This window comes from Candidatus Deferrimicrobiaceae bacterium (assembly GCA_035256765.1).
Taxonomy (GTDB): Bacteria; Desulfobacterota; Deferrimicrobia; order Deferrimicrobiales; family Deferrimicrobiaceae; genus CSP1-8.
Genome location: DATEXR010000017.1, coordinates 25,732 through 51,952 on the forward strand (window position 1 = coordinate 25,732; position 26,221 = coordinate 51,952).

Sequence of the window (26,221 nt, forward strand, 5' to 3'; positions counted from 1 at the left end):
TTGACCGGAAGAAGGTTCCCACGGACGGGAAGACGGCGCGCGGCGAAGGCCCTCGTCCTCGCGGCGGTCTTTTCCTTTTCCGCCGGGTGCGGGGCGAAGGCCCTATCCGTCGGCTCCGTCCCCTTTCCCGCGGAAAAGCCGGTATTCGTGGGCGAAGCAGGGGAGGAGACCGCGTCCCTCCCCCGATTTCCCGAACCCCTCCGTCTGGTCTTCCTCGATTCCCCGTGGTGTCCGCAGTGCGGCGAGGCCTGGGAGGCCATCGGGACCGCGGCGTCGACATTCCCGCCGGGTTCCGTCCGCGTATACCGCATTCGGTTCGACCGCGAGCGGATCTACGAGCGGGAGGGATCCCGGGAGGCGCCGCCCCTCCATCCCGCGGCCGCTCCGGGCATGACGACCGGAAAACCCGGGCCGGCGACGCTTCCCGTGACAACCCTCAGAGCCCTTCCCGGGACGTTCGAAAGGCAGTTCCGGGTCTCCCAGACTCCCGTTCTTCTGCTCCTGGACCAAAGCGGCACGGTCGCGAAGCGCTGGACCGGCTCCTCTCCCTCCCTGGCCGAATCGCTGGCGGAGGAGGTCAGACGGATAACGGTCTCGTCTCCGCCGGCGGAAAGGTGAATCGCGTCCGGGAGAGGTTGGCGAGAATCCCCAGCGCCATCATGTTCGTGAGCATCGAAGATCCTCCGTAACTCACGAAGGGAAGGGGGATCCCGACGACCGGGAACAGTCCGCACACCATCGCGATGTTGATCAGGATGTGCGCGAGGAAATAGGAGGCAATCCCCCCGCACGCGAAGGACGCGAACCGATCCTGGGACCGGGAAGCGAGGTAGGCCATCCGGGAGACCAGCGCCAGGAAAAGGAGAAGCAGGACCACCGAGCCCACGAACCCCCATTCCTCGGAAAAGACGGCAAAAGCGAAATCCGTGTGCTGCTCGGGCAGAAACCGGAGCGATCCCTGGGTCCCGTGGAGATACCCTTTCCCGAGGAATCCCCCCGACCCCACGGCGATCTTGGACTGGATGACATGGTACCCGGCGCCCAGAGGATCCCTGCCGGGGTCCAGGAAGGTGAGGACCCGCTGCTTCTGGTAATCCTTCATCAGGAACCAGAGACCGGGGACTGCCGCCGCTCCCATGACGCCTGCGAGGAGGAACACTTTTCCGCGGACGCAGACGATCACCATCATGGCGGCGAGGACGAGGAGAAATATCCCCGCGGTCCCCAGGTCGGGCTGCATCGCCACGAGCAGGAACGGAACCAGGGTGATGGCCACCGCCGGCATCAGGTCGCGGAGGCCGATCCCTCCGTAGTTGTACATTTCGGAGAAGAAGCTCCCGAGCACGAGGACGAGGGCGATCTTGGCAAGCTCCGAAGGCTGGAAGTTGAAGAAGCCCAGGGACAGCCAACGCTGGGCGCCTCCCCGGACCTTGCCTACGAGGAGGACGACCAGGAGGAGGGCGACAACGGCGATAAAGATGCGCCAGGCCATCTCCTCGATCACCCCGGGCCCCAGGAAGGAGAAGAAAAAGAAAAAGCCCGCCCCGAGCAGGATCCAGACCAGCTGTCGGTAAAACAGCGGGATCCCCGAAGAGGAAAAGACCCGCGTCCCGCTGTACACGTTCAGAAGGCCCACCCCGCACAGGACAAGGGCCAGAAGGAAAACGGGCCAGTCCACCCGGGCGAACCGTTGGGGCGCGCTCATCTCCCACCGCCTTTCCCGGCGACCTGTTTCAACCGGAAATATTCCTGCATCACCGCTTTGACGACGGGAGCGGCCGCCGATCCCCCGTGTCCTCCGTGCTCGATCATCGCGATGACGCAGATCTCGGGATCGGCGACGGGCGCGAAACCGGCGAACCAGGCATGGTCTCGTATCTCATAGGGCAGATGCTCGGATTTGATCATCTTCCCCTTCACGGTGACGAGCTGCGCCGTCCCGGTCTTCCCCCCGACCTCGATCCCGGGGAGCCTGGCCGCCCCCCCCGTCCCGTAATCGTTGACCACTCCGGCCAGGGCGTGCCTTATGAACTCTACGTTCTCGGGTTTCCAGGGCAGTTTCCTTTGCTCCCGGGGAGGAAACTCCTCCACCGTTCCGTCCATCCGGACCACCCGGCTCACCAGGCGGGGGCGCATCACCTCCCCGCCCGTCGCGATCGCCGCATAGCCCGACAGCATTCCGATCGGCGTGACGTGGATCGCGCCCTGCCCGATGCCGAGCAGGACGCTGTCGGCAGCGTACCACCGGTCTTTCATCACAACACGCTTCCAGGCGGTGTCGGGAACAAGGCCGGATTTCTCTCCCGGCAGACCCACGCCGGTCGGAACACCGAGACCGGCATCCCGTTCCAGGGACGCGACCCGGTCCGGGTCGAGCCGGGAACCCAGGGTGTAGAAATAGACGTCGCAGGACTGCACGATGGCCCGGTACATGTCCACGGTTCCGTGGCCCTTCTCCTTCCAGCACCGGAACACCCGGTTTCCCAGCCGGAAGGATCCGCCACAAAAAACCGTCGCTTTCGGGTTCATGACCCCCTCCTCGAGCGCCGTGAGGGCCAGGAAGGGCTTCACCGTGGATCCGGGCGCGTAGGTCCCCTGGAGCCCCTTGTTCTGCATGGGTTTTCGCGGATCCTCGACCAGGGCCGTCCATTCCTCCTTCCGGATCCCCCGGGAGAAGGCGTTCGGGTCGAACGCCGGCGTCGAGACGAAGGCGAGGATATCCCCGGTCTTCGGGTTCATCGCGATCACGGAGCCCGCCCGTTTCTCCATCTCCTGGAAGGCCACCTTCTGCAGCTCCGCGTCGATCGTGGTCTGGATCGTTCCCCCGGTCCGCGGGGCAATCTCGTCCACCAGCCGCTTGTCGCGGCCGGCGGCGTCCACCTCCACCTGCCGCCCCCCGTTCACCCCGCGAAGAACATCGCCCATCGTCTTCTCCAGTCCGTACTTCCCCACGATGTCCCCCATCGAAAGGCGCTCCCCCCGCGCCGCCGCGATTTCCTGTTCGCTTGCTTCCCCCACGTAACCCAGGATGTGGGCGAATTCCGGTCCGAAGGGGTAGCTTCGCTTCGCCTCGACCATGATGGAAAACCCGGGGAGGGATTCCCGGTTGAACTCGATCACCGACACCTGCTCGAACCGCAGGTCGCGGGCCACCGTGAGACCCCGGAACGGGTTCGTCTTCTTCTCCAGGATGATCTTCCCGGAGATCTCCTCGGGATCGAACTCCACCACCTCCCCGAGGAGCCTAAGCCCCCCCGCAAGGTCCTGAATGTCCACCGGGGTGGCGATGAGATCGAAGGAGCCCTGGGTTTCGGCGATCGGCACCCCTCTCCGGTCGAGGATGACGCCCCGGGGGGCCCGGACGACCCGGATCCGTATCCTGTTGTTCTCGGACAGCGTGCGGAAATACTCGTACTTCACCACCTGGAGCCAGTACAGCCGCCCCAGGAGGAGGATGAACAGTCCCAACCCGATCCATTGGAGGATGCGGATCCTCGACACGATCCAGGGGTCCTGCTCCCGTTTCCGGATGCGCCCCCTCATTCCCGGATCCGCTGCCACCGGACGGAGAGGTCCACGAAAAGGAAGACGCCGAGAAGCGACGTCCAGGCGATCCGGACCGTCTCCTCCGCTCCCCAGAGGACGGAAAACGGATGCCCTCCCTCCAGAACCAGCAGGAGGATCACGGAGGCGGACTCGGCCGCGAGAAGCCCCGCGACGATCAGGAGGAGGAAGATCTCGGAGCGAAGGAAGATGCGGCGGCCGATCTCGCGCGCGGCGAAATAGACCGCCAGCGAGGCGAGAAGAAACGTCCCGGGCGGCCCGGAGATCGAAATCTCGCGGAAGAGCGCGGGAAGAAGGGCGGCCAGGAATCCGAGCGGGCCGGAGAGAAACAGCCCGGCATAGACGATCACCAGGAACGAGAAATCCGGCAGGAGGAACCACGGGACGAACCCGGAGAGCAGCCAGACGTTCGCCGCGGTCCCCGCGAACGACAGCGCGAGCAGCACGAGAAGGAGTCTCACGGCTTCCCTTGCCGGAACGGGATGGAAGGACGGGAGAGGACGACCAGGACCTCCTCGACGGACAGGAAGTTCACCGCGCTCGCCACCTGGATGTTCAGGAAGAGCCCCTCGCGGGGGCGGTCCACGCTCACGACGGTCCCGAGCGGGGTCCCCTTCGGCATGCTCCCGTCGAACCCGGAGAAGAGGATCCGGTCTCCCGTCACCACCTCCTGGGTCGGGGAAACGTATTTCAGGCGGCAGAGGTTTCCCCCCATCCCCTCGGCGACCGCCCGAACGCGGTTGCGCTCGACGATCACATCCGCGGCGAAGCGGCTGTCCGTCAGGAGGATGACCTCCGAGAGGCCCGGATAGGTCCTGTGGACGCGTCCGACTGCGCCGTCGGGGATGACGACCGCCATCCCCGGCTCCACGCCCTCTCCGGTCCCCGCATCGATGAAGATGCCCTGGAACCAGGGGGAGACGTCGTGCCCGACGACGCGGGCGCCGACCGTCCGCTTCTCCAGGGTCTTCGAGAATCGCAGCAAATCCTCGAGGCGCCGGTTCTCCAGAGACGCATCGCGGCTCTCCTTGAGATTTTCCCGCAACTCCGCCACTTCCTTCCGGAGTTCCCTGTTTTCCCGGGAGACGTTCACCAGTCCGATATACCCCGACCACAGGGAGGAGATCCCCTGCCGGAGAAAATCGATCCCCCCGTAGACCGGTCGAAACAGGTACGTCCCGATCCTTCCGATCCCCTGGTCCGGGAAAAATCCGGGGGGGCGGACGAAGAACTGGATGGCCGCCGCCAGAAGAGCGGCCACGAGGAAGAGACGCCACCACGTTCGGAAAAACTTCCTGACCATCAGCCGATCTTTCCGGCGTGGACCCCGCGCAAAGCCGGTTTATCGGAGGGCGACCTGGCGGAGAAGATCCAGCTCATCCAGGGCTTTCCCCGACCCGAGCACGACGCAGGACAGGGGGTCTTCGGCCACGGTCACCGGGAGGCCGGTCTCCTCCCGCAACAGGACGTCCAGGTTCCGGAGAAGGGCGCCGCCGCCTGCCAGGACGATCCCCCGCTCGAAAATGTCGCCCGCGAGTTCCGGGGGGGTTTCCTCGAACACCCCCTTCACCGCGTCCACGATCACCCTCACGGTTTCGGAGAGAGCCTCCCGCACCTCGTCGGAGTTCAGGGTCAACGCCTTGGGAACGCCGCTCACCATGTCCAGTCCCTTCACCTCGACGGTATCCTCGAACCCGGGGAAGGCGTTTCCGATCGTCACCTTGATGTATTCGGCGGTGGGTTCGCCGATGAGCAGGTTGTACTTCCGCTTCACATATTGCAGGATCGCCTCGTCCATCTTGTCCCCGGCGACGCGCACGGAGTAGCTCTTGACGATCCCCCCCAGGGAGATCACGGCGACCTCGGTGGTCCCGCCCCCGATGTCGACGATCATGTTCCCCGAGGGTTCGGTGATCGGGAGGCCGGCGCCGATGGCCGCGGCCAGCGGTTCCTCGATCAGGTAGACTTCCCGGGCGCCCGCGCTCTGCGCGGATTCCCGGACGGCCCGCCGCTCCACCTCGGTGCACCCCCAGGGGACGCAGATGATGATCCGGGGGCGGACGAGCGTCCGGTGCTTGTGGGCCTTGCGGATAAAATAGCGGAGCATCGCCTCGGTCACCTCGAAGTCGGCGATGACGCCGTCCTTGATCGGACGGATGGCGACGATGTTCCCCGGCGTCCGCCCGATCATCCGCTTCGCCTCGATCCCCACGGCAAGGACCTTCTTGGCGCCCCGGCTGTCGCGGTGCACGGCGACGGCCGACGGCTCCGAGCAGATGATCCCTTCCCCCTTGACGTAGACCAGCGTCGTCGCGGTCCCGAGGTCGATCGCGAGGTCGTTCGAGAACAAGCCGAGGAACTTGTTGATGAGCATCGGTTTCCTCCGGAAATCCCCTTCCCTGTTTGGGTCTGGCGGTCAAACACTTGACGCCGTATCTTAACAGGGCAACTTCTCCAATGCAAACATTTGGGGCGGTTTTCGGGTATCCCGTTGCATTTTCCGGGATGTGCGGAGTACTATGAAACGTTTTCATCTGAGGGATTCATTCCTACGGGAGAAATCAGCGGCATGCTCGACGTGCTTCGCCGGAACGCCGGTTCCTGGGCCATCAAGATCATCCTCACGTTCATCGCCCTCACCTTCATCTGGTGGGGGGTAGGATCGTACTCCCAGAGCAGGCGCGACGTGGCCGCCACCGTCGGCGGGGAGAAGGTCTCCCTGGCGGAACTCGCGGAGACGACCGCAAGGCTGGAGAAAACGTACCGCGAGGTGTACGGAAACGCGTTCACCCCGGAGATGGCCAGCGAGTTGAACTTCCGCAAGCAGGCCCTCGACACCCTCATCCGCCGGAAGTTGCTGCTCGCCGAGGCGAAGAAGATGGGGCTTTCCGCCTCCTCCGAGGAGGTCCGCCGGGAAATCGCGGCGACGCCCGCGTTCCAGGTCGACGGGGAATTCCGCGAGGACCGGTACCGCAGCATTCTCTCCTACAACCGGGTCTCCCCGACGGAGTACGAGACTTCCCAGCAGCAGGAGATCACCGTCCGGAAGATGGAGGGCCTGTTGTCCGCCTCCGCCCGGGTAACCCCAAGCGAAGCGCGCGACCTCTTCCGCCTGATGTCCCGGAAAGTCCGCCTCCTCGTCGTCACCGCCTACCCTTCCGGGACGAGGAAAGTCCCGCCCGCCACGGAAGGGGAGACCGCGTCAAAGTACGAGCAGACCAAGGAGAGCTACCGGATCCCCGCCCGGGTCAAGCTCTCCGTCGCCCTTTTTTCCCCGGAGACGTTCACCCGGGAATGGAAGCCCTCCGAGCAGGAGATGGCGTCCTTCTACGAGGGGAACGCCGACAAGTTCCGTACCGAGGAGTCCCGCCTGGTGTCCCCCGTCACCATCCCTTACGCGGCCGGATCCAAGGAGTTGTCCCGGAAAAAGGCGGAGGAGATTCTCGCGGAGGCGAGGAAGGGGAAAGACCGGTTCGAGGAGATCGCGAAGAAACTGTCCCGTGGCAAGGGAGGGGCGACCTGGCTCACGCGTCGCGAGATGAGGCCCGAACTCTCCGATGCCGTCTTCTCCGCGCCGGTGGACGAAGTGGTCGGCCCCATCGACACCGGAAGCGGGTTCACCATCGTGCGTGTCTCCCAGATCCGGTTCCCCGAAACCCTCCCCCTGGCGCGGGTCCGGGACCGCGTCCTGGCGCTCCTCCAGCGAGAGAAGGGAAAGGATGTTGCGGTCCTTAAGGCCTACGAGGCCCACGGGAAGGCGATGGGATCCGGGGACCTCGCGGGAGCGTGCGCTTCCTTCGGCGTGACCCTCCGGGAAACGGGATGGACGAGCGACGGGAAGGGGACCGACCTCCCCTTAGCCGTCGTCCAGGAGGCGCTGCTGCTCCAGGCGGGCGAAATCGGTCCGGTCAAGACGGTCGGCGATACCCATTATCTCTTCCGCGTGGACGCCAAGGAGAATTCCCGCATCCCCTCCCTGCCGGAAGTACGCGGCCGAATCGTCGCCGTCGTCGAAAAGGAGAAACGGGAGGCCGCCGCCAGGGCGGAACTCCAGCAAGCCATCGCCGGAGCGAAAACGGCGTCCGAGCTGGAACGGAATGCAGGGAAGGCCGGACTCGCCGTGACGACCACCCCTTTCTTCACGCCGCTTTCCGGCCCCCTCCCCGGCGTCCTGCCCGCAGCGGGTGACATCCGGCGAGACCTGCTTCCCCTCTCCCCGAAATCCCCTGTGTCCTCCAAGATTTTCCCGGCCGGGGAGAAATTCCTTGCGGTCGCGTTCGTGTCGGAACAGCCGGAGGACCCGAAGGAATGGGAGGCCGGGAAGGATTCGTTCGCACGGGGGCTGCGGGAGCAGAAACGGGCGAGCGTCATCGAGGCATTCGTCGCCGACCGGATGAACCAGTCCAAGGTGGAGATCAACCCCGAAGTCCTCAAGTAATCGAGCCATGACGGTCCGGAGACGCCGCGCCGGAAGCGGAAAGGGAAGCCGCCCGGGGAGCGCATGGTGGTTCTTGCGGCTGCTCTTTCTCCCGATCCTCCTCCCCCCGGTTCTCTTTCTCCCCCCCTCTCCCGCGACCGCGGGGGAGCGCGTCCACGTCCTCGAGGTCTTCGACGGGGACACCATCCTCGTCCGCTCGGATCAAGACGTCCGCACCATCCGGCTCATCGGCATCGATGCCCCGGAAAAGGGGCATCCCGCGAGACCCAAAGAGTTTGGGAGCGACGAGTCCGCGAAGTACCTCTCGGATCTGTGCGAGGGGAAGGAGGTCCTCCTCGAACCGGACCGGGAGGACACGGACTCCTACGGCCGGTACCTGCGGTACGTCTTCCTCCCCGGACCGGAGCGCAGGTTGCTCAACCTCGACCTGGTCCGGCACGGGCACGCCCGGGTCCTGCGGCCCTTCCCCTTCTCCCGGCGCGAGGAGTTCGAGCGGGCGGAGGAGGAGGCAAGGGAGAACGGAAGGGGGGTATGGGAGGACGGGGGGATGGCGGAACTTCGCTGGCTGCGGAAAAACGAGGTGGCGCCCGTCCTGGTCTATCCCGCGAGCGGCCGCAAATTCGCCGTTGTCTTCGGGGACCGGGGAAAGCCGGGAGTGGAACGCGAGGAACTCGGGAACACGATCCGCCGGATCCTCGGGCTTTCCGCGGAGAACGCGGCCCCCGACTTCGCCGGGAAGGCGGAGAGGGCCGGGTTCCGTCCCCTTTCCGCGGCCGGGGCGGCCGACGCATCCTCCGCAGGCCTCGGGGAAGCTCGGGAACCGGCGGGGAATGCCCGTTCCGCCGGGGAGATCGTTCCGTGGGAGCGGGCGCGCTCGTACATCGGGCGCGAGGTGACGGTGGAGGGGAAGATCGTCCGCACGCACCGCGGGAAAAACATCCTCTTCCTCAACTTCCACCCGAACTGGAAGAAATACCTCTCCGTGGTCATTTTCGGGAAGGACCTCCCGGGGTTTCCGGACAACCCGGAGACCTTTTACCGGAACAAGGCGCTCCGGGTACGGGGTACGGTCACCCTGCACAAGGACCGGCCGGAAATCGTGGTGACCTCCCCCGAGGCGATCACGGTCGTCGGAGACACGGGGAACTGAGGGATTCGCCCCCCCGACGGAAAAGGGGCCCTCCGCCGGAGGGCCCCTTCGGATCTTCCGGCGCAGGGTCGGCCCCCAGCGCCGGAGGGTTCTTTGCGCCTTACTTCACATCGACCGGGATCCGCATCTTGTAGAAGGACCGCCACACGAAGACGACGGAGATGAGGAAGAAGACGGCCGCGAGGCCCGAGGTGATCGTCTTGTCCGTGATCGTGATCGCCAGCTCCACTGCCAGCAGGCCGAACAGGGTGGTGAACTTGATGACCGGGTTCATCGCGACCGAGGAGGTGTCCTTGAACGGGTCGCCCACGGTGTCGCCGATGACGGTGGCGGCGTGCAGCTCGGTGCCCTTCATGTTGAGTTCGGTCTCGACGATCTTCTTCGCGTTGTCCCAGGCGCCGCCGGCGTCGGCCATGAAGATCGCCTGGTACAGGCCGAAGATCGCGATGGAGATCAGGTAGCCGATGAAGTAGTAGTGGTTGACGCAGGCGAACGCCAGGGTCCCGAAGAAGATCGCACAGAAGATGTTCCACATCCCCTTCTGGGCGTACAGCGTGCAGATCTCCACGACCTTCTTGCTGTCTTCCACCGAGGCCTTCTCGCCGCCGCCCTCCAGCTTGATGTTGCGCTTGATGAAATCGACCGCGCGGTAGGCGCCGGTGGCGACGGCCTGAGTGGCCGCGCCGGAGAACCAGAAGATCATCGCCCCGCCGGTGATCAGCCCCAACAGGAAGACCGGGTTCAGGATCGACAGCCCGGCCGCGACGTCGGCCTTGCCGAACATCTTTTCCAGAATCTGGATGATGGAGAAGATGAGCGTCGTGGCCCCGACGACGGCCGTCCCGATGAGCACCGGCTTCGCGCTGGCCTTGAAGGTGTTGCCGGCCCCGTCGTTCTCCTCCAGGTACATCTTGGCGTTCTCGAAGTCGGGTGTGAAGCCGAACTCCTTCTTGATTTCCCCGGAGATGTTCGGGAGGGTCTCGATGGTGGAGAGTTCGTACACCGACTGGGCGTTGTCCGTCACCGGCCCGTAGGAGTCGACCGCGATGGTGACCGGCCCCATTCCCAGGAACCCGAAGGCGATCAGGCCGAAGGCGAAGATCGCGGGGGCCGCCATGATGCCCCCGAGGCCCATCGTGCTGACGCCGTACCCGATCGCCATCAGGGAGATGATCGCGATCCCCATCCAGTACGCGCTGAAGTAGCCCGCCACGATGCCGGAGAGGATGTTCAGGGATGCCCCCCCTTCGCGGGAGGCGGTGAGGATCTCCCGGACGTGGCCCGAGTTCACGGAGGTGAAGACCTTGACGAGCTCCGGGATCAAGGCGCCGGCGATCGTGCCGCAGGTGATGATCGCGGACAGTTTCCACCAGAGCGTCTGGTCCCCCTGGAGCTCGGGGACCAGGAGGTACGAGAGCACGAAGGTCATCCCGATGGAAATCAGCGAGGTCAGCCACACCAGGGTAGTGAGGGGGGTCTCGAAGTTGAATTTCTTCGCCTCGCCGAACCTCGCTTTCGCGATCATCCCGTTGATGTAGTACGAGAGGGCGCTCGTGATGATCATCCCGATGCGCATGACGAAGATCCAGACGAGGAGCATGATCTGGGTGACGGGGTTGGGAACCGCGAGGATGATGAAGGTGATGAGCGCCACTCCGGTGACGCCGTAGGTCTCGAACCCGTCGGCGGTGGGGCCGACCGAGTCGCCCGCGTTGTCGCCCGCGCAGTCGGCGATGACGCCGGGGTTACGGGCGTCGTCCTCCTTGATCTTGAAGACGATCTTCATGAGGTCGGAGCCGATGTCGGCGATCTTGGTGAAGATTCCGCCGGCGATCCTGAGCGCCGCCGCTCCCAGGGACTCGCCGATCGCGAAGCCGATGAAGCAGGGGCCGGCGTAGTCGCCGGGGACGTAGAGCAGGATGAAGAGCATGATCACCAGCTCGACGCTGATCAGCATCATGCCGACGCTCATTCCGGACCCCAGGGGGATCGTCATGGTCGGGTAGGGTTTCCCGCCGAGGCTGGCGAAGGCGGTCCGGGAGTTGGCGTAGGTGTTGATGCGGATGCCGAACCACGCGACGCCGTAGCTGCCCAGGATCCCGACGATGCTGAAGACGATGATGATGACGACCTGGACGGTGGCGTAGTGGAGCAGGAAGCTGAAGTAGACCACCATGATCGCGGCGATGAACGCCCACAGGATCGCGATAAATTTCCCCTGCGTGATGAGGTAGGTCTTGCAGGTTTCATAGATCAGTTCCGAAATTTCAAGCATCGCCTTGTGAACGGGAAGGTTCTTGATATGCAGAAACTGCATGAACCCGAAGCCCATTCCCAGAAGGCAGATGACAAGTCCCCCCACCAGGAGGTTGTGCCCCGACATCCCCAGGAACGACACGGTGCCAAGGTCCGGGATCTGGAGTTCCGCCTCGCTGGCGTTCGCGACGGCGGCAAACAGCAGGATGAACAGCGGGATCGCGCAAAACGCCAGTTTTCGCGCAAGGCTGGATCGCTTGAGACGGTGAGCATTGGGTAACATCGTGCCCCTCCCTGCCATTGATTTATGAATGCGGTTCGTGACGGGAACCCCCCTGAAACAAAACAAAAAGCCCGTTTTCCGGAAACACTCCGAGGAAAATTAACCGCAGAATAAATACCACGGCTTCCCCGGGGGGTCAAGGGGAAATGTATACTGTATACTCGGCTGTCTCGCAGGGGGCCGCTCCGGAGATCGGCGGGCGTGAAAGGGGTGTTATATTAGGAAGATGGATTTCCGGGGGAAACTGATCCTGGCGCCGCTGGCCGGGATCACGGACAGAACTTTCCGGCTCCTTTGCCGGGAAAACGGGGCCGACGTGACGGTCACGGAGATGGTCTCCGCCCGGGGATTGCTCGCGCAGCCCGAACGGACGGCCCGGTACCTCGAATACGGGGAGGGGGAGCGACCCGTCGGCGCGCAACTGTTCGGGGCGGTCCCGGAGGAGATGGCCGAAGCCGCCGCGCAGATCCGGCGTCTCGGATTCGACTTCGTCGACATCAACATGGGATGCCCGGTCCGAAAGGTCACGGCGGGGGGGGCCGGTGCGGCCCTCTTGTCCGACCCGCGACTCGCGGGGAGGATCGTCGGGGCGGCAGCCTCCTCCGCGGGGATTCCCGTCACCGTGAAGATCCGTTCGGGCTTCGGCACGCAGCCCGACTCGTACCTCGCCGTGGCGAGGGAGGTCTTCGAGGCGGGGGCGGCCGCAGTCACCCTCCACCCGCGCACCCGGGGACAGATGTTTTCCGGCACGGCCGACTGGGGGCAGATCGAGCGATTGAAGCGGGAGTTCCCCGACCGCATCGTGATCGGAAACGGGGACGTACGGAAGCCGGAGGACTCCTGGCGGATGGTTTCGGAGACCGGATGCGACGCCGTGATGATCGGGCGGGCCGCGCTCGGGAATCCCTGGATCTTCTCCGCGATCCGCCGGGGTGTTGCCGTCGCGGCGGGGAGCGGGGCGCCGGGGGCTTTGGCCGAGCCCTCGCCCGAAGCGCGCAGAGCCCTCATCCTGCGCCACGGGGGGGAGATGCACCGGCGCCACGGGGAGGCCGGGATCCGGGAGATGCGGAAGCATCTTGCCTGGTACAGCCGGGGAATTCCGGGCGCCTCGACGTTTCGGGGCCACCTCGTCGGGGTGCGGACGCTGGACGATTTCCGTTCGGTCGTCGGGCGATTCTTTTGAGCGACCTCTTCCAGCAGACGCTCGAATCCGTGAGCATCGGGATCCTCGCGTTCGACGGGGCGGGAAGGCTCACCTACATCAACCCGGCCGCCGAGGAAATCCTCCACGGATCGTCGCGGGCCTTCGGGAGGAAACATTACCGTACCGTCTTCCGGGGATCCCCCGGGGCGGTGCGCATTTTGCGCAAGGCCCTGGAGGACAACGCGGCCGTCACCGGCTACGACGTGGAGCTTCGCCTTCCCCGACGGTCTCGGGCGGCGGGCGATCCGCCCCCTCCCACGCTCCCCGTCATCATCGGGGCTTCCCCCATGCCCGGCCCCGCGGGAGAGCCGAATGGGGCGGTGCTTTCGATCAAGCCGGCCGAGATCCTGAGCATGGTCGGGCAGGAGGAGAGGGCCGCGATGAGCGCCGAGGAGATGCAGACGCTCGCCTACGGCATCGCGCACGAGATCAAGAACCCGCTGGGGGGAATCCTCGGCGCCGCCCAGTGGATGATGCGGGGGGAGGCCTCCGAGGAGGAGCGCCGGGAGGGAACGCGGCTGATCCTGCGGGAGGCGGAGAGGATCAACGGGCTCGTGGAGAAGATGCTCGAGATGGGGAGGACCCTGCCTCCGTCCCGCCCCTTCCCGATCCTTCCGATCCTCCGGGAGGCCGAGGAACTCATACGCGCGGACGTGCGCGCCCAGGGAAAGGAGATCCACTTCGAGCTCGCCGCCGATCCGAGCCTTCCCGACGTGTCCGGCCACCCGGACGCCGTGTTCCGGGCGATCGTGAACGTCCTGAAGAACGCCGGGGAGGCGATCCCGCGAAAGGGGACGGTGCGCATCGACACCCGGATGAACGTCAATTACCGCTGGGGGCGCGCGAGGGGCAAGATGCGGTCCTTCGTGGACATTTTCATCGCGGACGACGGCGCGGGGATGTCGGAGGAGGAGATCCGGAGGGCGTTTCTGCCCTTCTACACGACGAAGGCGAAGGGGACGGGGCTCGGTCTCGTGATGGCGAGGCAGTCGATCTCCCGCCAGGGAGGGAAGATGGAAATAAAATCCGTGCGGGGAGAGGGAACGACGGTTAAAATATCCCTTCCCGTCAGTCCCGGGAAGAAAACAGGCGCGTGAAAAAAGTCCTCATAGCCGACGACGACGAGAGCATCCGCTGGGTGCTGAAGAAGACGGTCGCGGGGATGGGATTCTCGCCCGACCTTGCCGAGGACGGGGAGAAAGCACTCTCCCTGCTGACGAAGAACCTCTACGTTGCGGCCTTCGTCGACATCCGGATGCCCGGCATGGAAGGAATCGAGGTCCTCGAACGGGCCCAGGCGCGGAGATCCCCGACCCGGTTCTTCATCATGACCGCCGTCCGCCGCCCGGATGCCGCCGCCCGCTCCACCCGCGCGGGGGCCGCCGAATTCATCACCAAGCCGTTCGACATTGCCCATATCGAGAACCTCCTCCGGGAAGTCACGAAAGAGTCGGCCTCCCGCGAGCGGCCTTTCCGGACGGAAGACCCCGAGGAGTGGAAGTCGGCCCGGATCGTGGGGAAAAGCCGCGCCATCCTGGAGGTCTTCCTGGGCGTGGGGAAGGTGGCGGACTCCGATGCTACCGTCCTGCTCCTGGGGGAGCGCGGGGTGGGGAAGGAGCTCGTCGCTCGCTGCATCCACGATCTGGGGACCCGGGGCGGTCCGTTCGTGGCGGTCAACGCGTCCGCCATCCCGCGGGACCTGCAGGAGGCGGAGCTGTTCGGCTTCGAGAAGGGGGCGTTCACCGGGGCGGAGGCGCCCCGGGAAGGGAAACTGGAGGCGTCCTCGGGGGGGACCCTGTTCCTCGACGAGGTCGGCGACATCCCGCCCGACCTCCAGGCGAAGCTCCTCCGCGTGCTGCAGGAAAAGGAGTTCTCGAGGCTGGGGTCGAACGAGAATCGGAAGTTCCAGGGACGCGTCATCGCGGCGACCAACCGTGACCTGCGGCGGATGGTCGCCGACGGAAAATTCCGGGAGGATCTCTTCGACCGGCTGAACGTCTTCCCGGTACGCGTCCCCCCCCTCTCGGAGAGGCGGGAGGACATCCCCCTTCTCGCGGATTTCTTCCTCCAGAAATATTGCGCGATCCTCTCCCGCCCCCCCCGGTCGTTCTCGAAGGAGGCGCTGGAGGTGGTGGCGTCCCACAACTGGAAAGGAAACGTCCGGGAGCTGGAAAACTTCGTGCAGAGACTGGCCGTCCTCTCCACGGGAAAACTCCTGCGGCGGGAGGAGGTGGCGCGGGAACTGGTCAAGGCGGACGGTGCGCCGGACCTCTCCACGGCGCCGCTGGAGCAGATCATCGAGGAACGGATCCGGGAGTTCACGGGACGCCTGGGGGATGCGATCGAGAGCGAGAGCAACCTCCACGACCTCTTCCTCCGGCAGATGGAGAAGCCGCTCATCAAGATCGTCATGGAGGCGACCGGCGGAAACCAGAGGAAGGCGGCGGAGATCCTGGGGATCAACCGGAACACCCTGCGGAAAAAACTGTCGTCCCTCTCGCTCCTTCCCAGGAAGAAGAAGTCCCGCTGAGCTACTCGTAGTCCCGCGCCAGGTCCTCGAACCGCGTGTAGCGGGAGAGGAACGCGAGATCGACTACGCCCATCGGGCCGTTCCGCTGCTTCCCGATGATGATCTCGGCCTTCCCCTTTTTCTCCTCGGGAGTGTTCGCCTTGGCGTACATCTCCTCCCTGTATATGAACAGAATCAAATCTGAATCCTGCTCAATCGCCCCCGAATTGTGGGAAACGAGGCCGTCCGCCAGCCAGGAGGAAGGCCCCGGAACGGTCAGGTCGAAGACCTCCTCGGCCCCGTCGGTACGAAGATCCGTCACCCGGTCCCAGAACAAGTCGCTTGCGGCGCATCGCCGCAGCGGTTCATCGTCCAGAAGGATCGCATAGTCCATCAGCAAGGTCCGCGACGGGGAGAAATCGAGCTGCGCGCTTCCCCCGTACGCGGTTCCCCGGAGCGATGCCATGTCCCGACGAGAGATTCCCCGCACCGCCATGGCCTCCTTCACCCGGAGAAACATTTCTTTCGGCAACGTGTCGACATTGGGATTGGATTCCACGAAGGCCAGTTCCTCCCACAGCCTGTCCGCGGGAGCGACGCGCGGCCCGAACGCCCCCACCGTCTCGAGAAAACGCTTCTGCTGATCGGCGTCGGACACATCCACGGTGTACACAGGTCGGTACTTCCCCTTCCGCACGACCCGGATCCTCGCCACGATCCCGAGCCGCAACAGCAGAGCCGCCACGTCGAAGGCAAGTCCCTCGCTCGAGGTGCTGAAGTAGACCCGCGACGACCCCTTGGACCCTCCCCGGCGACAGAAGATGCTCCCGTCCGTCGCCCAGAGATGTCTCAACAACAATCCGACCTGCTCGTCGTCGAACCGGAAGACCTCCACGGGCAACCGCTTCTCGTGCGATCGCTGTCCGAAGATCCCCAGATCCCGCAGCCAGCGGTTCACCCCGGCCGGGCGCCACCGGTTGCCGTTCCCACCGATAAAGAGCTGGTGCCATTTCCCCCGTCCGCGAATCCGAGCTACCTTCGATCCGAACTCTCTTCGGGCCGCCCCTTCGACCGCACAGCTGTTCGGTTCCGATGCCGTCGTGTACCGAAGAGATTGCCCGATAAGATAACTTCCGTCCCCGGCGAGATGGGCCAACAGGATGATCCGGTCTTCCGCCCACCGGACCGGTTCTTTCGATTCCGGTACACGGCGAGCCACTGCAATCCGGTCGCCCGGCTTGAGATCGGATACTCGCACCCATCCGTTGGCGCCGTACAGACGGTGATCGGCGGTGGCGCGGATCATGCGGCCGCTGGCCATGGTGACACGCACCACGGGCCTCGTTCCCACCGACCAAATACATTCACTCTTCGCCGGGACGATCCTGCCTTCCGGCGACATCGACCACACCTCGGCCTCTTTGCCGACCAAATCCCGGATGGAAGGGCGGAGTCCGTCGGTCGTCAGAACCAGGGTGTCGCCCGTCACGCATTCCCTCAGATCCGCCATCTGGGGCCGCTTGTCGGTCCGGCTCTCCACTCCCCGGTTGAGCTGGGAGATGGCGAGAACCGGGACGTTGATCTCCTTCGCCAGGGCCTTGAGCGACCGTGAGATCTCCGAGATCTCCTGGACGCGGTTGTCCTGACCCGAACGGGATGTCGCCCCTCGCATGAGCTGGAGGTAGTCGACGACGACCATCCCGATTCCCTTGTCCTTTTTCAGCCGACGCGCCTTCGCGCGAAGCTCGAGGGCGGTGAGGGTCCCGGAGTCGTCGCAGTAGATCGGCGCCTCGGAGAGCTTCCCCACGGACGCGACGATGCGGTTGATCTCGTCCTGGGCCAGGTACCCGGTCCGCAGCCGCTGGAAATCGACGCGGGCATCGGAACAGATCATGCGGAGCGCGAGCTGCTGGCGGCTCATCTCCAGGGAGAAGATCGCGACCGGCAGCCCGTGGCGCAGGGCGGCGTGGAGGGCCACGTTCAGGGAGAAGGCCGTCTTTCCCATGCCGGGACGGGCCGCGATGACCACCATGTCGGCCTTCTGGAACCCCGCGGTCAGCCGGTCGAGATCGCGGAATCCGGAGGGGACCCCGGTGATCATCTCCTTCTTCTCGTAGAGCTTCTCGATCTCCCGCATCGCCTCCTTGCCCATCTCCGCCATCGAGTAGTAGGAGGGCTTGATCTTTTCCTCGGCGATCGCGAAGATCGCCTGCTCGGTCTTGTCGAGGAAGTCGTCGACCTCCCCGACCCCCTGGAACGCGGAGTTCGTGATCTGCTGGGCGACGGCGATCATGCTCCGCAGGATCGATTTCTCCTTCACCAGGCGCGCGTAGTCGGCGACGTTCGCGGTGGTGGGAATGTTGTGGATGAGCTCGGAGAGGTAGGAAAGGCCGCCCACCTCGTTCGCCACGCCCCGGGCGTTGAGGGACTCGGCGAGCGTCAGCTGGTCGATCGCCCGGCCCCGTTCGTAGAGGTCCACCATGGTGGAGAAGAGCGTCCGGTGGGCGCCCTGGTAGAAGTCGTCCGCGCGGAGAATCTCCACCACGTCGTTCATCAGGTCGTTGTTGAGCAGGACCGAGGCGAGCACGGCCTGCTCGGCCTCGAGACTGTGGGGAGGGATCTTCAGAAGAGAAGTTTCCGACGCACCCTGCGACGTCAGCCGCGAACCGCTCATCGTGCCCCCCCTTCCCCGGCGGGTGGCCGCTATTCCGCCACCACGCTGACCGAGACCTCGGGAACGATATTCGTTCCCGCCTTGACCTTCACCTTGTACTCCCCGATCTGCTTGATCGGCTCGGCAAGCAGCACCATCTTCCGGTCGACGGGGACCCCGGCGCTTTCGAGCGCCTGGGCGATGTCGCGCGACGTGACCGCCCCGAAGAGCCTTCCCTCCTCCCCCGCTTTCGCGGGGATCGTAAGGAACAGGGAGGACAGCTTCGTGCCCAGTTCCTCCGCCGTCTTGCGGGACTTCTTCGCGCGGGCCTCGATGACCCGGCGGTCGTGCTCGAGCGCCCGGAGGTTCCGAACGTCGGCCTGGACGGCCAGCCGCTTCGGAATGAGATAGTTGCGGCCGTACCCGTCGGCGACCTTCACGATGTCGCCGGCCTTCCCGAGCTTTTCGACATCCTCGCGCAGGATCACTTTCATCGGGATCCCCCTACCTGACCTGCGTTGCCGTGAACGGAACCAACGCCACGATGCGGGCCTTCTTGATCTCCACCGTCAGCTTGCGCTGGTGGGTCGCGCAGGTCCCCGAAATCCTGCGGGGGACGATCTTGCCCCGCTCGGAGATGAAGTGCTTGAGCAGATACACGTTCTTGTAGTCGATCCGGAGGTCCTTCTCCGCGCAGAACCGGCAGAACTTCTTCCTCACGTATCGCCTTCTCGGGCCGCCTCCGGGCCCGCCACCGGGCCTTCCCGGGCCGTACCTCGGTTTCGTCGGGACACTCATCGCTTTTCTTCCGCCTCCTGGAATGATTTCTCGTTAGAACGGAATGTCGTCTTCCTGGGCGTCCGGCGCCGCGCCGCCCGAATCGCTTTCGCCCCCGCCGCTCTTCGGACCTCCCCCGAGGAACTGGATGCCGCTCGCCACCACCTCGATCTTGCTCTTCCTCGTCCCCTCGGACTCCCAGCGGCGCTGGCGCAGGCGCCCCTCCACGAGCACCGGCCGGCCCTTGGAAAGGTACTCGGCGCAGGTTTCTCCCAGTTTCCCGAAGGCGACGATATCGAAATAGGACACCTCTTCCTTGAGCTCGTTGTTCTGCCGGTACCGCGAGTTGACCGCGACGGCGAAGCTGGTCACCGACAGGCCGGAGGGAAGATACCGGATCTCCGGATCACGGACCAGGTTCCCCGCGAGGATCACACGGTTAAAGGTGACCATCGGTCCTCCTTCCCGCTAGGCGTTGGGCGCCCCGTCCCCGGGGGGGGAGGTCACGGAAGCCGCCCCAGCGTCCTCCGGGCCGGAAGGGCTTGCCTCCGCATCCGGAGTCGCCGCGGCCGGCTTGACCTCGTACTCCACGCGCGACGTCATATGGCGCATGACTCCGTCGAAAATCTTGATGTTCCGCTCCACCTCCTCCACCACGCCGCGCTTGCCGGAATAGAGGAGAAAGGTGTAATACGCGTTGTGCTTCTTCTGGATCAGGTAGGCGAGCTTCCGGATCCCCCAGTCGTCCTGCTTGAAAATTTCCCCCCCGAACGAGGCGATGATCCCCTCGAGCTTGGAGAGAAACTCTTTGCGCCGGTCCTCGGGGAGTTCCGGATCGAACAGGATGGCCGTTTCGTACTTCGTCATCTTCCCTAAGCCTCCTTTCGGCTGATCAAGCCCCCGGTCGGATCCCGCCGGGAGCAAGGAGTATGTTCCCTTTCCTGCACGCTTCAGGGAAGGGGCTGCTCGCGCCGCGCGTTCCAGCGTGTCATCGCCTTGTCGAACCCTTCGCGAAGGATGTCGACGACCGCCTCCGCGGCGGAGGAGACTCCGCCTTCAAACCGGTCCCGCACCTCGTCCGGAACCTTGCGGAGAACGAAATCGGCCGGGTCGACCCCCGCCGGGGGACGGCCGATCCCGATCCGGACCCGCAGGAAGTCCCGGGTGCCGAGTTCCACCGCAAGCGACCGGAGGCCGTTGTGCCCGCCCGTTCCGCCGCCCCGCTTCAGCCTCACGACGCCAAGGTCCAGATCGAGGTCGTCGTGGAGAACGACGAGATCTTCGGGGGAACCCGCGAACCTCCCGTAGACGGGCGCCACGGCCAGGCCGCTTTCGTTCATGTACGTCCTCGGCCTGCCGAGGAGGACCATCACCCCGCTTACCGGCCCCCAACCGTATTCGGCCTCCCCGGATGGCCGGAGCCGGATGCCGTTTCCCTCCGCCAGGAGGCTCACCGCCGCCCCCCCGGCGTTGTGGAACGTTCCCGCATACCGCCGCCCGGGGTTCCCGAGCCCGAACACGAGACGGGAAAGGGCGGGGACGCCGCTACTTTTCCTTTTCCGCGGGTTCCGCCACACTGGCGCCTTCCGCCGCCGCCGCCGCCTCTTCTTCCACGGGCGCCACGCTCACGACCTCCTCGATTCTCGGGGCGTGCACGGCGACGATGGTGGTCGTCATGTCCTTCTCCTCCGGCTCGACCCCCTCGGGGAACTTCACGTCCGACAAGTGAAGGGAGTCCCCGATTCCGAGCGGCGTAACGTCCACTTCCAGAAATTCCGGCACGTTCGCCGGAAGGCACTCGACCTCGAGGGTGCGGGTCACCTGCTCAAGGATGCCCCCCTGCTCGATCCCGGCCGCCTTCCCCCGGATCCGGATGGGCACCTCGATGCGGAACTTCTTCCCGAAGGCGACCTCGTAGAAATCGACGTGGATCACCCGGTCGGTCCGGGGGTTCGTCTGGACATCCTTGAGAACCGCGTACGATTCCTTCCCCTCGGCCTCGTCCTGCACGTTCATCCGGACGATGACGGTCCCGCGTCGGGCGACGGCAAGGAACTTCTCCAGATCCCGGCGATCGAACTCGATCGAGCGGGTCGCAAGGCCTTTTCCGTACATGACCCCCGGCACCTTCCCCCGGGAAAGCATTTTCCGGGCCCCTTCCTTCCCGGACCCGTGGCGGCGGACCGCCGTCAACTCCATCATGGCCATTTCGTTTTCCTCCCGCTATACGAAGAGCGAACTTACGGAATCGTTGAAATGGATCCGCTTGATGGCTTCCCCGAGAAGGTTCGCCACCGAGAGGACACGGATCTTCCTGCACGCGGCTTTCTCCCCCAGGGGGATCGTGTTCGTGACCACGAGCTGTTCGACCTCGGACTTCTCCAGCCGCTCGATCGACGGGCCCGAGAGGACGGGGTGGGTGGCGCATGCGAACACGCGCTTCGCCCCGTTCCGGCGAACCGCGGCCGCCCCCTGGACCATCGTCCCCGCCGTGTCCACCATGTCGTCGAGGAGGACCGCGGTTTTCCCCGCGACGTCCCCGATGATGTTCATCACCTGGGATTCATTGGCCCCCCCCCGGCGCTTGTCGATGATCGCCAGCGTGGCCTTCAGGCGCTTGGCGAAGGCCCGGGCGCGCTCCACCCCCCCCGCGTCGGGGGAAACGAACACGATTTCGTTGTCCCAGTTGGCCTTGATGTACTCGAGCATCACGGGCGCCGCATACATGTGGTCGACGGGGATGTTGAAAAACCCCTGGATCTGCCCGGCGTGCAGATCCATCGTGAGGACCCGCGAGACGCCCGCCGCCGTCAGAAGATCCGCCACGAGCTTGGCGGTGATCGGGGCGCGGGGGAGCACCTTCCGGTCCTGCCGGGCGTACCCGTAATAGGGGATGACCGCCGTGACCCTCTTGGCCGAGGAACGCTTCAGGGCGTCCATGAGGATCAGGAGTTCGACCAGGTGGTCGTTCACCGGAGGGCAGGTCGACTGCACGATGAAGACGTCCGCCCCCCGGACGTTCTCCCCGATGTCGACGTTGATCTCCCCGTCGCTGAACCGCTTCACCTCCGCGGCCCCCATGGGAACGGAGAGAAAGGCGCAGATCTCCCTGGCGAGATCGATATTCGCGTTGCCCGAAAACAGCTTGAGCCTGGTCACACCACGTCCTCTGCTCGGAAAACCATCCGATGAGTAGAGAAAAAAGGTATTATACCGATTGTCCGTCCCTTGGCAAGGGGAAAACGGAAATGGCTGGGAGGGAAGGGGTCGAACCTTCATTAGAGGCTCCAAAGGCCCCTGTCCTGCCGTTAGACGACCTCCCAGCGCAACCGTGCGATCCCGTTCCCCCGGCCCGGATCCCCGCTCGGGAACCCGCGCCGGGAAGGCCGTCCGCCTGCGGAGGGAAAACCGCAGATTCTCCCAATGTTATCGGGCCACGGCGAGCCCGTCAAGCTTTCGGATCTCTCGCTCGTATTCCCCCAGCACCGCCTCCTCGATCATCTGGCGCGTCTCGTTGTTCAGCGGGTGCGCCGTGTCGCGGTACGTGCCGTCCTTTTTCTTCTTGCTGGGCATCGCGACGAACAGCCCGCTGTTGCCGTGGATGATCTTCAGGTCCCGGACGACAAAGCAGGCGTCGAAGACGATCGTCGCATACCCCTTCAGTTTCTCGTCGTCGGTCACGGGATAGACCTTCACCTCGGTGAGTTGCATCTCCCCCCTCCTATCTTGGCTTGTCGTCAAATGTTGCGGGCGACGAACAGCCTCCGCCCGGTCCCGTTCCCCAGCCTCCTTTTCGCACGGTGCGCATCCCCTTCGTCCCGAAACAGGCCGAACAGCGCGGAGCCGCTCCCGGAGAGGCCGGCGGCCTCCGCCCCCGCCGCCAGCAATTCCCCCTTGGTTCTCCGCAGGTCCGGCCGCGCCTCCTCCCAAACGCTCTCGAAATCGTTTCCCACGGCCGACACCAGATCCTCCCATTCCCGGAAGGAAGGGGGTTCCTCTTGCACCGGGGGAGGCGCCGCCTCCCGCCCCAGCCTTTCGTACCCTTCCCGCGTCGACAGCCCGAGCGGGGGCTTGACGATCAGCGCGAAGAAGGGGACCTTCCATTCGACCGGCGTCAGCACCTCCCCGAACCCCTCCACGAGGGCGGGCCGGCCCAGGGTGAAGAACGGGACGTCGGCCCCAACGTCGGCCGCGAGGGAGAGAATCACCCCGGAGGGAGGCGACTTCCCGGTCAGGGCGATCATCCCTTTGAGCGTGGCGGCCGCGTCGGAACTTCCGCCGCCCAGACCCGCCTCCGTGGGGATGACCTTGCGGATCCGGACCCGGACCCCTCCCGGGCCTCCCGCCCATTCCCGGTAGAGGGCCGCCGCCCGGTAGCAGCTGTTCCCCGCGCCTCCCGGCACGGAAGGGTCGTCCGCCTCCACGGAGATCCCCGCGGAGGTCTCCTCCACGGTGACTTCGTCGTAGAGGGATACCGGAACCATGACCGACCGTATGTGATGGAACCCGTCGGGACGTTTCCCGAAAACCCGGAGGGATATGTTCAGTTTGGCCGGGGCGAGGAAAGAAACTGCCGGGGATGCGTTCACACTGTGCCCATTTCAAACGCTGTTTTTATTTAATACTTACCCCTCCCGCCCCCTTTTGTCAAGGCACCCGCGAACCGGCCGCCGTTACCCCGCTTTTCGAAAGGAAAAACCGGTTTCCCCGTCCGCGTCCACCAGGACGGAATCCCCTTCGCGGAATTCCCCCTTGAGGATGTGGAGCGCGAGGGGGTCCTGGAGGTGCTTCTGGATGGCCCGGCGAAGCGGTCTTGCCCCGTAGGCGGGGTCGTACCCGATCTCCGCAAGCCTTTCCCGGGCGGCGTCGGTCACGGTGACCGCGATCTTCCTGTCCGCAAGCCGGTCGTTCACCTCCCGGAGCATGATCCCGATGATCCTTGCCAGTTCCTCCTTCCCGAGGGACCGGAACAGGATGATCTCGTCGAGACGGTTCAGGAACTCGGGGCGGAATTGCCGGCGGAGCTCCTCCATGACCTTCTCCCGGACGGCCTTTTCTCCCTTGCCGGAGAGTTCCTGGATCCAGGAGGAGCCGATGTTGGAGGTAAGGATCACAACGGCGTTCCGGAAATCGACGGTCCTTCCCTTCCCGTCGGTCAGCCGCCCGTCCTCGAGGATCTGCAGGAGGATGTGGAAGACGTCGGGGTGCGCCTTCTCCACCTCGTCGAACAGGATCACCGTGTACGGTTTCCGTCGCACCGCCTCGGTCAGCGCACCCCCCTCCTCGTACCCCACGTACCCGGGGGGAGCCCCGATCATCCGCGCCACGGAGTGTCTCTCCATGTACTCGGACATGTCGAGGCGCACCATCGCCTGCTCGTCGTCGAAGAGAAACTGGGCCAGGGCCCGCGCCAGCTCCGTCTTCCCGACGCCGGTGGGCCCCATGAACAGGAAGGAACCGATGGGGCGGCGGGGGTCCTTCAACCCCGACCGGGCGCGGCGGACGGCGCTCGCGACGAGCCGGATGGCGTCGTCCTGGCCCACCACCCGCTCGCCGAGCCGCTCCTCCATCCGGACGAGCTTCTCGATCTCCCCCTCGACCAGCCTCGAGACCGGGATCCCGGTCCAGCGGGAGACGACCTGGGCGATGTCCTCCTCATCCACCTCTTCCTTGAGGAGACGACCCCCGGGTTGGGTGATGTGCGGGGACACTCCTCTCCCGTGTCCCGGAGATATATCCGGAATGTCCCCCCTTAGCGCCTCCGCTTCTTTCTGCAGGGCGGGGATTTCGCCGTATTTCAGCTTCGAGGCCTTCCCGAGATCCCCCTCCCGCTCGGCCCGCTGCATCTCGGAGAGGGCCCGCTCGATCTTCTCCTTGACCTCGCGGCTCTTCCCGATCGCCTTCTTCTCCTCCTCCCACCGGGAGCGGTACTCCGCCGCCTTCCCCGAAAGCGCCGCCAGCTCCTCCTGGATGCGGGTGAGGCGCTGCCCCGAGGCGGCGTCGGTCTCCTTCGACAGGGCCTGCTTCTCCATCTCGAGCTGGATGATCTTCCGTTCGACCTCGTCGATCTCGGTGGGAACGGAGTCGATCTCGATCTTGAGCTTCGACGCGGCCTCGTCCACCAGGTCGATCGCCTTGTCGGGGAGAAACCGGTCGGAAATGTACCGGTTCGACAGGGTGGCGGCGGCGACAAGGGCCGAATCCTTGATTCGGACGCCGTGGTGCACCTCGTACCGGCCTTTGAGCCCCCGCAGGATCGCGATCGTGTCCTCGACCGACGGCTCCTCCACGAGAACGGGCTGGAAGCGCCTCTCCAGCGCGGCGTCCTTTTCCACGTATTTGCGGTACTCGTCCAGGGTGGTCGCCCCGATGCAGCGCAGTTCGCCCCGGGCGAGGGCCGGTTTGAGCATGTTGGATGCGTCCATCGCCCCTTCGGCCTTGCCGATCCCCACGAGCGTGTGCAGCTCGTCGATGAAGAGGATCACCCGCCCCTCCGCGGCGGCGATCTCCGCAAGGACCGCCTTGAGCCGCTCCTCGAATTCGCCGCGGTACTTCGCGCCGGCGATCAGCGCCCCCATGTCCAGGGCGAGAACCCGCTTGTCCCGGAGACTTTCGGGGACGTCCCGGGTGACCATCCGCTGCGCCAGTCCCTCGGCGATCGCCGTCTTCCCGACGCCCGGATCCCCGATCAGGACGGGGTTGTTCTTCGTCCGCCGGGAGAGGACCTGGATCACCCTCCGGATCTCGTCGTCCCTGCCGATGACGGGATCGAGCTTCTCCCGGCGGGCCAGTTCGGTCAGGTCCCGGCAATATCTGTCGAGCGCCTGGTACTTCGCCTCGGGGTTTTCATCCGTGATCCGCTGCGTCCCCCGGATGGAGGTAAGCGCCGACAGGAGACTTTCCCGCGTCACGCCGTGCCGACGGAGCAGATCCGCGAGGGCCCCCGGTTCGACGGTCATGGCGAGGAGGAAGTGTTCGGCGGAGAGGTACTCGTCCCGGAAGGCGTCCGCCTCGGCGAGCGCCCGGTTGAAAAGGGGTTCCATCCGCGGGGAGAGCCCGCGGCTCACGGCTCCCGACACCTTGGGGAAGGAACCGAGCAGGGAGGTCGCCCCGGACAGAAGACGCGGGACCGGCACGCCCGCGCGGGCGAAAAGGTCCGTCGCCACCCCCCCCTCCTGGCGGAGCAGGGCGACGAAGAGATGTTCCGGCTCCACCTGGGCGTGGCCCGCCTCCGAGGCGATGCGGACGGCGTCCTGCAGAGCCTCCTGCGACTTCACGGTCAACTTGTCCAGAGATATCATCGGATATTCTTACAGCTCGATGAGGGGGGCTTTCTTGCAACGGGGGGACACTCCTCAACATGAAACTCGAGATAGGAGTGTCCCCC

At 65.2% G+C, this 26,221-nt stretch carries 23 protein-coding genes and 1 tRNA gene; 6 read left to right on the plus strand and 18 right to left on the minus strand.

Features of this window, described 5'->3' with window-relative positions; genetic code table 11:
* Window positions 1–618, plus strand: a complete 618-nt coding sequence (locus VJ307_00660) for a hypothetical protein (protein HJX72636.1) — start codon at window positions 1–3, stop codon at window positions 616–618.
* Here VJ307_00660 and rodA read toward each other — a convergent pair.
* From rodA to VJ307_00685, 5 genes are read right to left on the minus strand one after another with little or no spacing between them, the layout of a single operon-like run.
* Window positions 578–1,705: a rod shape-determining protein RodA gene (rodA, locus tag VJ307_00665; GenBank protein HJX72637.1), complete on the minus strand. Its 1,128-nt coding sequence runs from the start codon at window positions 1,703–1,705 to the stop codon at window positions 578–580. The two genes, VJ307_00660 and rodA, sit on opposite strands and share 41 nt — an antisense overlap.
* Window positions 1,702–3,543 carry a penicillin-binding protein 2 gene (gene mrdA / locus VJ307_00670; GenBank protein HJX72638.1) on the minus strand — a complete coding sequence of 614 codons (1,842 nt, stop codon included), beginning with the start codon at window positions 3,541–3,543 and terminating at the stop codon, window positions 1,702–1,704. The genes rodA and mrdA overlap by 4 nt, the downstream gene beginning before the upstream one ends.
* Window positions 3,540–4,025 carry a hypothetical protein gene (locus tag VJ307_00675; GenBank protein ID HJX72639.1) on the minus strand — a complete coding sequence of 162 codons (486 nt, stop codon included), beginning with the start codon at window positions 4,023–4,025 and terminating at the stop codon, window positions 3,540–3,542. The genes mrdA and VJ307_00675 overlap by 4 nt, the downstream gene beginning before the upstream one ends.
* On the minus strand, window positions 4,022–4,867 hold the full coding sequence (gene mreC / locus VJ307_00680; GenBank protein HJX72640.1) for a rod shape-determining protein MreC: 846 nt from the start codon (window positions 4,865–4,867) through the stop codon (window positions 4,022–4,024). Before mreC ends, VJ307_00675 begins: the two co-directional genes overlap by 4 nt.
* A gap of 39 nt (window positions 4,868–4,906) precedes the next feature.
* Window positions 4,907–5,938 carry a rod shape-determining protein gene (locus VJ307_00685; GenBank protein ID HJX72641.1) on the minus strand — a complete coding sequence of 344 codons (1,032 nt, stop codon included), beginning with the start codon at window positions 5,936–5,938 and terminating at the stop codon, window positions 4,907–4,909.
* A 195-nt stretch (window positions 5,939–6,133) separates the two neighbouring features.
* Here VJ307_00685 and VJ307_00690 point away from each other — a divergent pair, with 195 nt between their 5' ends.
* Complete coding sequence (locus tag VJ307_00690; protein HJX72642.1) at window positions 6,134–8,002, plus strand: SurA N-terminal domain-containing protein; 1,869 nt, start codon at window positions 6,134–6,136, stop codon at window positions 8,000–8,002.
* Window positions 8,003–8,009: 7 nt separating this feature from the next.
* Window positions 8,010–9,152 (plus strand): thermonuclease family protein, encoded by a 1,143-nt coding sequence (locus VJ307_00695; GenBank protein ID HJX72643.1) that lies wholly within the window; start codon window positions 8,010–8,012, stop codon window positions 9,150–9,152.
* 100 nt (window positions 9,153–9,252) lie between these two features.
* On the opposite strand, the gene VJ307_00700 is transcribed toward VJ307_00695, so the two are convergent.
* Window positions 9,253–11,691: a sodium-translocating pyrophosphatase gene (locus tag VJ307_00700; GenBank protein HJX72644.1), complete on the minus strand. Its 2,439-nt coding sequence runs from the start codon at window positions 11,689–11,691 to the stop codon at window positions 9,253–9,255.
* Window positions 11,692–11,917: 226 nt separating this feature from the next.
* Between VJ307_00700 and dusB the strand changes: the two genes are divergently transcribed.
* The 3 genes from dusB to VJ307_00715 are packed head-to-tail and all read left to right on the plus strand — an operon-like array spanning window position 11,918 to window position 15,425.
* The gene (gene dusB, locus VJ307_00705; protein ID HJX72645.1) at window positions 11,918–12,874 is read left to right on the plus strand and encodes a tRNA dihydrouridine synthase DusB; all 957 of its coding nucleotides are present in this window, start codon (window positions 11,918–11,920) and stop codon (window positions 12,872–12,874) included.
* Window positions 12,871–13,992, plus strand: coding sequence for an ATP-binding protein (locus VJ307_00710; GenBank protein ID HJX72646.1), 1,122 nt, complete (start codon window positions 12,871–12,873; stop codon window positions 13,990–13,992). Before dusB ends, VJ307_00710 begins: the two co-directional genes overlap by 4 nt.
* A complete protein-coding gene (locus VJ307_00715; protein HJX72647.1) occupies window positions 13,989–15,425 on the plus strand; it encodes a sigma-54 dependent transcriptional regulator in 1,437 nt (478 codons plus the stop codon). The genes VJ307_00710 and VJ307_00715 overlap by 4 nt, the downstream gene beginning before the upstream one ends.
* Before the next feature lies 1 nt (window position 15,426).
* Here VJ307_00715 and VJ307_00720 read toward each other — a convergent pair whose 3' ends face one another.
* From VJ307_00720 to clpB, 12 genes are all read right to left on the minus strand, one after another.
* Window positions 15,427–18,078, minus strand: coding sequence for a replicative DNA helicase (locus tag VJ307_00720; protein ID HJX72648.1), 2,652 nt, complete (start codon window positions 18,076–18,078; stop codon window positions 15,427–15,429).
* 29 nt (window positions 18,079–18,107) lie between these two features.
* Complete coding sequence (gene rplI / locus VJ307_00725) at window positions 18,108–18,551, minus strand: 50S ribosomal protein L9 (GenBank protein ID HJX72649.1); 444 nt, start codon at window positions 18,549–18,551, stop codon at window positions 18,108–18,110.
* Window positions 18,552–18,561: 10 nt separating this feature from the next.
* Complete coding sequence (gene rpsR, locus VJ307_00730; protein HJX72650.1) at window positions 18,562–18,777, minus strand: 30S ribosomal protein S18; 216 nt, start codon at window positions 18,775–18,777, stop codon at window positions 18,562–18,564.
* Between the two features lie 111 nt (window positions 18,778–18,888).
* Window positions 18,889–19,287: a single-stranded DNA-binding protein gene (gene ssb / locus VJ307_00735; protein ID HJX72651.1), complete on the minus strand. Its 399-nt coding sequence runs from the start codon at window positions 19,285–19,287 to the stop codon at window positions 18,889–18,891.
* 15 nt (window positions 19,288–19,302) lie between these two features.
* Complete coding sequence (gene rpsF / locus VJ307_00740; GenBank protein HJX72652.1) at window positions 19,303–19,701, minus strand: 30S ribosomal protein S6; 399 nt, start codon at window positions 19,699–19,701, stop codon at window positions 19,303–19,305.
* Between the two features lie 83 nt (window positions 19,702–19,784).
* Entirely contained in the window at window positions 19,785–20,411 is a 627-nt protein-coding gene (gene pth, locus VJ307_00745) for an aminoacyl-tRNA hydrolase (protein ID HJX72653.1), read from the minus strand.
* Window positions 20,380–21,042, minus strand: coding sequence for a 50S ribosomal protein L25 (locus VJ307_00750; GenBank protein ID HJX72654.1), 663 nt, complete (start codon window positions 21,040–21,042; stop codon window positions 20,380–20,382). The genes pth and VJ307_00750 overlap by 32 nt, the downstream gene beginning before the upstream one ends.
* Before the next feature lie 15 nt (window positions 21,043–21,057).
* Window positions 21,058–21,993 (minus strand): ribose-phosphate pyrophosphokinase, encoded by a 936-nt coding sequence (locus VJ307_00755; protein HJX72655.1) that lies wholly within the window; start codon window positions 21,991–21,993, stop codon window positions 21,058–21,060.
* Window positions 21,994–22,083: 90 nt separating this feature from the next.
* Window positions 22,084–22,157: transfer RNA gene (locus VJ307_00760), tRNA-Gln, on the minus strand.
* Window positions 22,158–22,260: 103 nt separating this feature from the next.
* On the minus strand, window positions 22,261–22,545 hold the full coding sequence (gene spoVG, locus VJ307_00765) for a septation regulator SpoVG (protein HJX72656.1): 285 nt from the start codon (window positions 22,543–22,545) through the stop codon (window positions 22,261–22,263).
* A 26-nt stretch (window positions 22,546–22,571) separates the two neighbouring features.
* Window positions 22,572–23,423, minus strand: coding sequence for a 4-(cytidine 5'-diphospho)-2-C-methyl-D-erythritol kinase (gene ispE / locus VJ307_00770; protein ID HJX72657.1), 852 nt, complete (start codon window positions 23,421–23,423; stop codon window positions 22,572–22,574).
* 84 nt (window positions 23,424–23,507) lie between these two features.
* The gene (gene clpB / locus VJ307_00775) at window positions 23,508–26,135 is read right to left on the minus strand and encodes an ATP-dependent chaperone ClpB (GenBank protein ID HJX72658.1); all 2,628 of its coding nucleotides are present in this window, start codon (window positions 26,133–26,135) and stop codon (window positions 23,508–23,510) included.
* Window positions 26,136–26,221 lie beyond the last annotated feature (86 nt).

What these genes read in the sequence shown, in the direction of transcription:
- VJ307_00685 (HJX72641.1), bottom strand. Translation starts at nt 5,938, where the DNA reads ATGCTCATCAACAAGTTCCTCGGCTTGTTCTCGAACGACCTCGCGATC.
- VJ307_00695 (HJX72643.1), top strand. Translation starts at nt 8,010, where the DNA reads ATGACGGTCCGGAGACGCCGCGCCGGAAGCGGAAAGGGAAGCCGCCCG.
- ssb (HJX72651.1), bottom strand. Translation starts at nt 19,287, where the DNA reads ATGGTCACCTTTAACCGTGTGATCCTCGCGGGGAACCTGGTCCGTGAT.
- rpsF (HJX72652.1), bottom strand. Translation starts at nt 19,701, where the DNA reads ATGACGAAGTACGAAACGGCCATCCTGTTCGATCCGGAACTCCCCGAG.
- mreC (HJX72640.1), bottom strand. Translation starts at nt 4,867, where the DNA reads ATGGTCAGGAAGTTTTTCCGAACGTGGTGGCGTCTCTTCCTCGTGGCC.
- VJ307_00700 (HJX72644.1), bottom strand. Translation starts at nt 11,691, where the DNA reads ATGTTACCCAATGCTCACCGTCTCAAGCGATCCAGCCTTGCGCGAAAA.
- VJ307_00720 (HJX72648.1), bottom strand. Translation starts at nt 18,078, where the DNA reads ATGAGCGGTTCGCGGCTGACGTCGCAGGGTGCGTCGGAAACTTCTCTT.
- rodA (HJX72637.1), bottom strand. Translation starts at nt 1,705, where the DNA reads ATGAGCGCGCCCCAACGGTTCGCCCGGGTGGACTGGCCCGTTTTCCTT.
- dusB (HJX72645.1), top strand. Translation starts at nt 11,918, where the DNA reads ATGGATTTCCGGGGGAAACTGATCCTGGCGCCGCTGGCCGGGATCACG.
- VJ307_00690 (HJX72642.1), top strand. Translation starts at nt 6,134, where the DNA reads ATGCTCGACGTGCTTCGCCGGAACGCCGGTTCCTGGGCCATCAAGATC.
- VJ307_00750 (HJX72654.1), bottom strand. Translation starts at nt 21,042, where the DNA reads ATGGCCATGATGGAGTTGACGGCGGTCCGCCGCCACGGGTCCGGGAAG.
- mrdA (HJX72638.1), bottom strand. Translation starts at nt 3,543, where the DNA reads ATGAGGGGGCGCATCCGGAAACGGGAGCAGGACCCCTGGATCGTGTCG.
- spoVG (HJX72656.1), bottom strand. Translation starts at nt 22,545, where the DNA reads ATGCAACTCACCGAGGTGAAGGTCTATCCCGTGACCGACGACGAGAAA.
- rplI (HJX72649.1), bottom strand. Translation starts at nt 18,551, where the DNA reads ATGAAAGTGATCCTGCGCGAGGATGTCGAAAAGCTCGGGAAGGCCGGC.
- clpB (HJX72658.1), bottom strand. Translation starts at nt 26,135, where the DNA reads ATGATATCTCTGGACAAGTTGACCGTGAAGTCGCAGGAGGCTCTGCAG.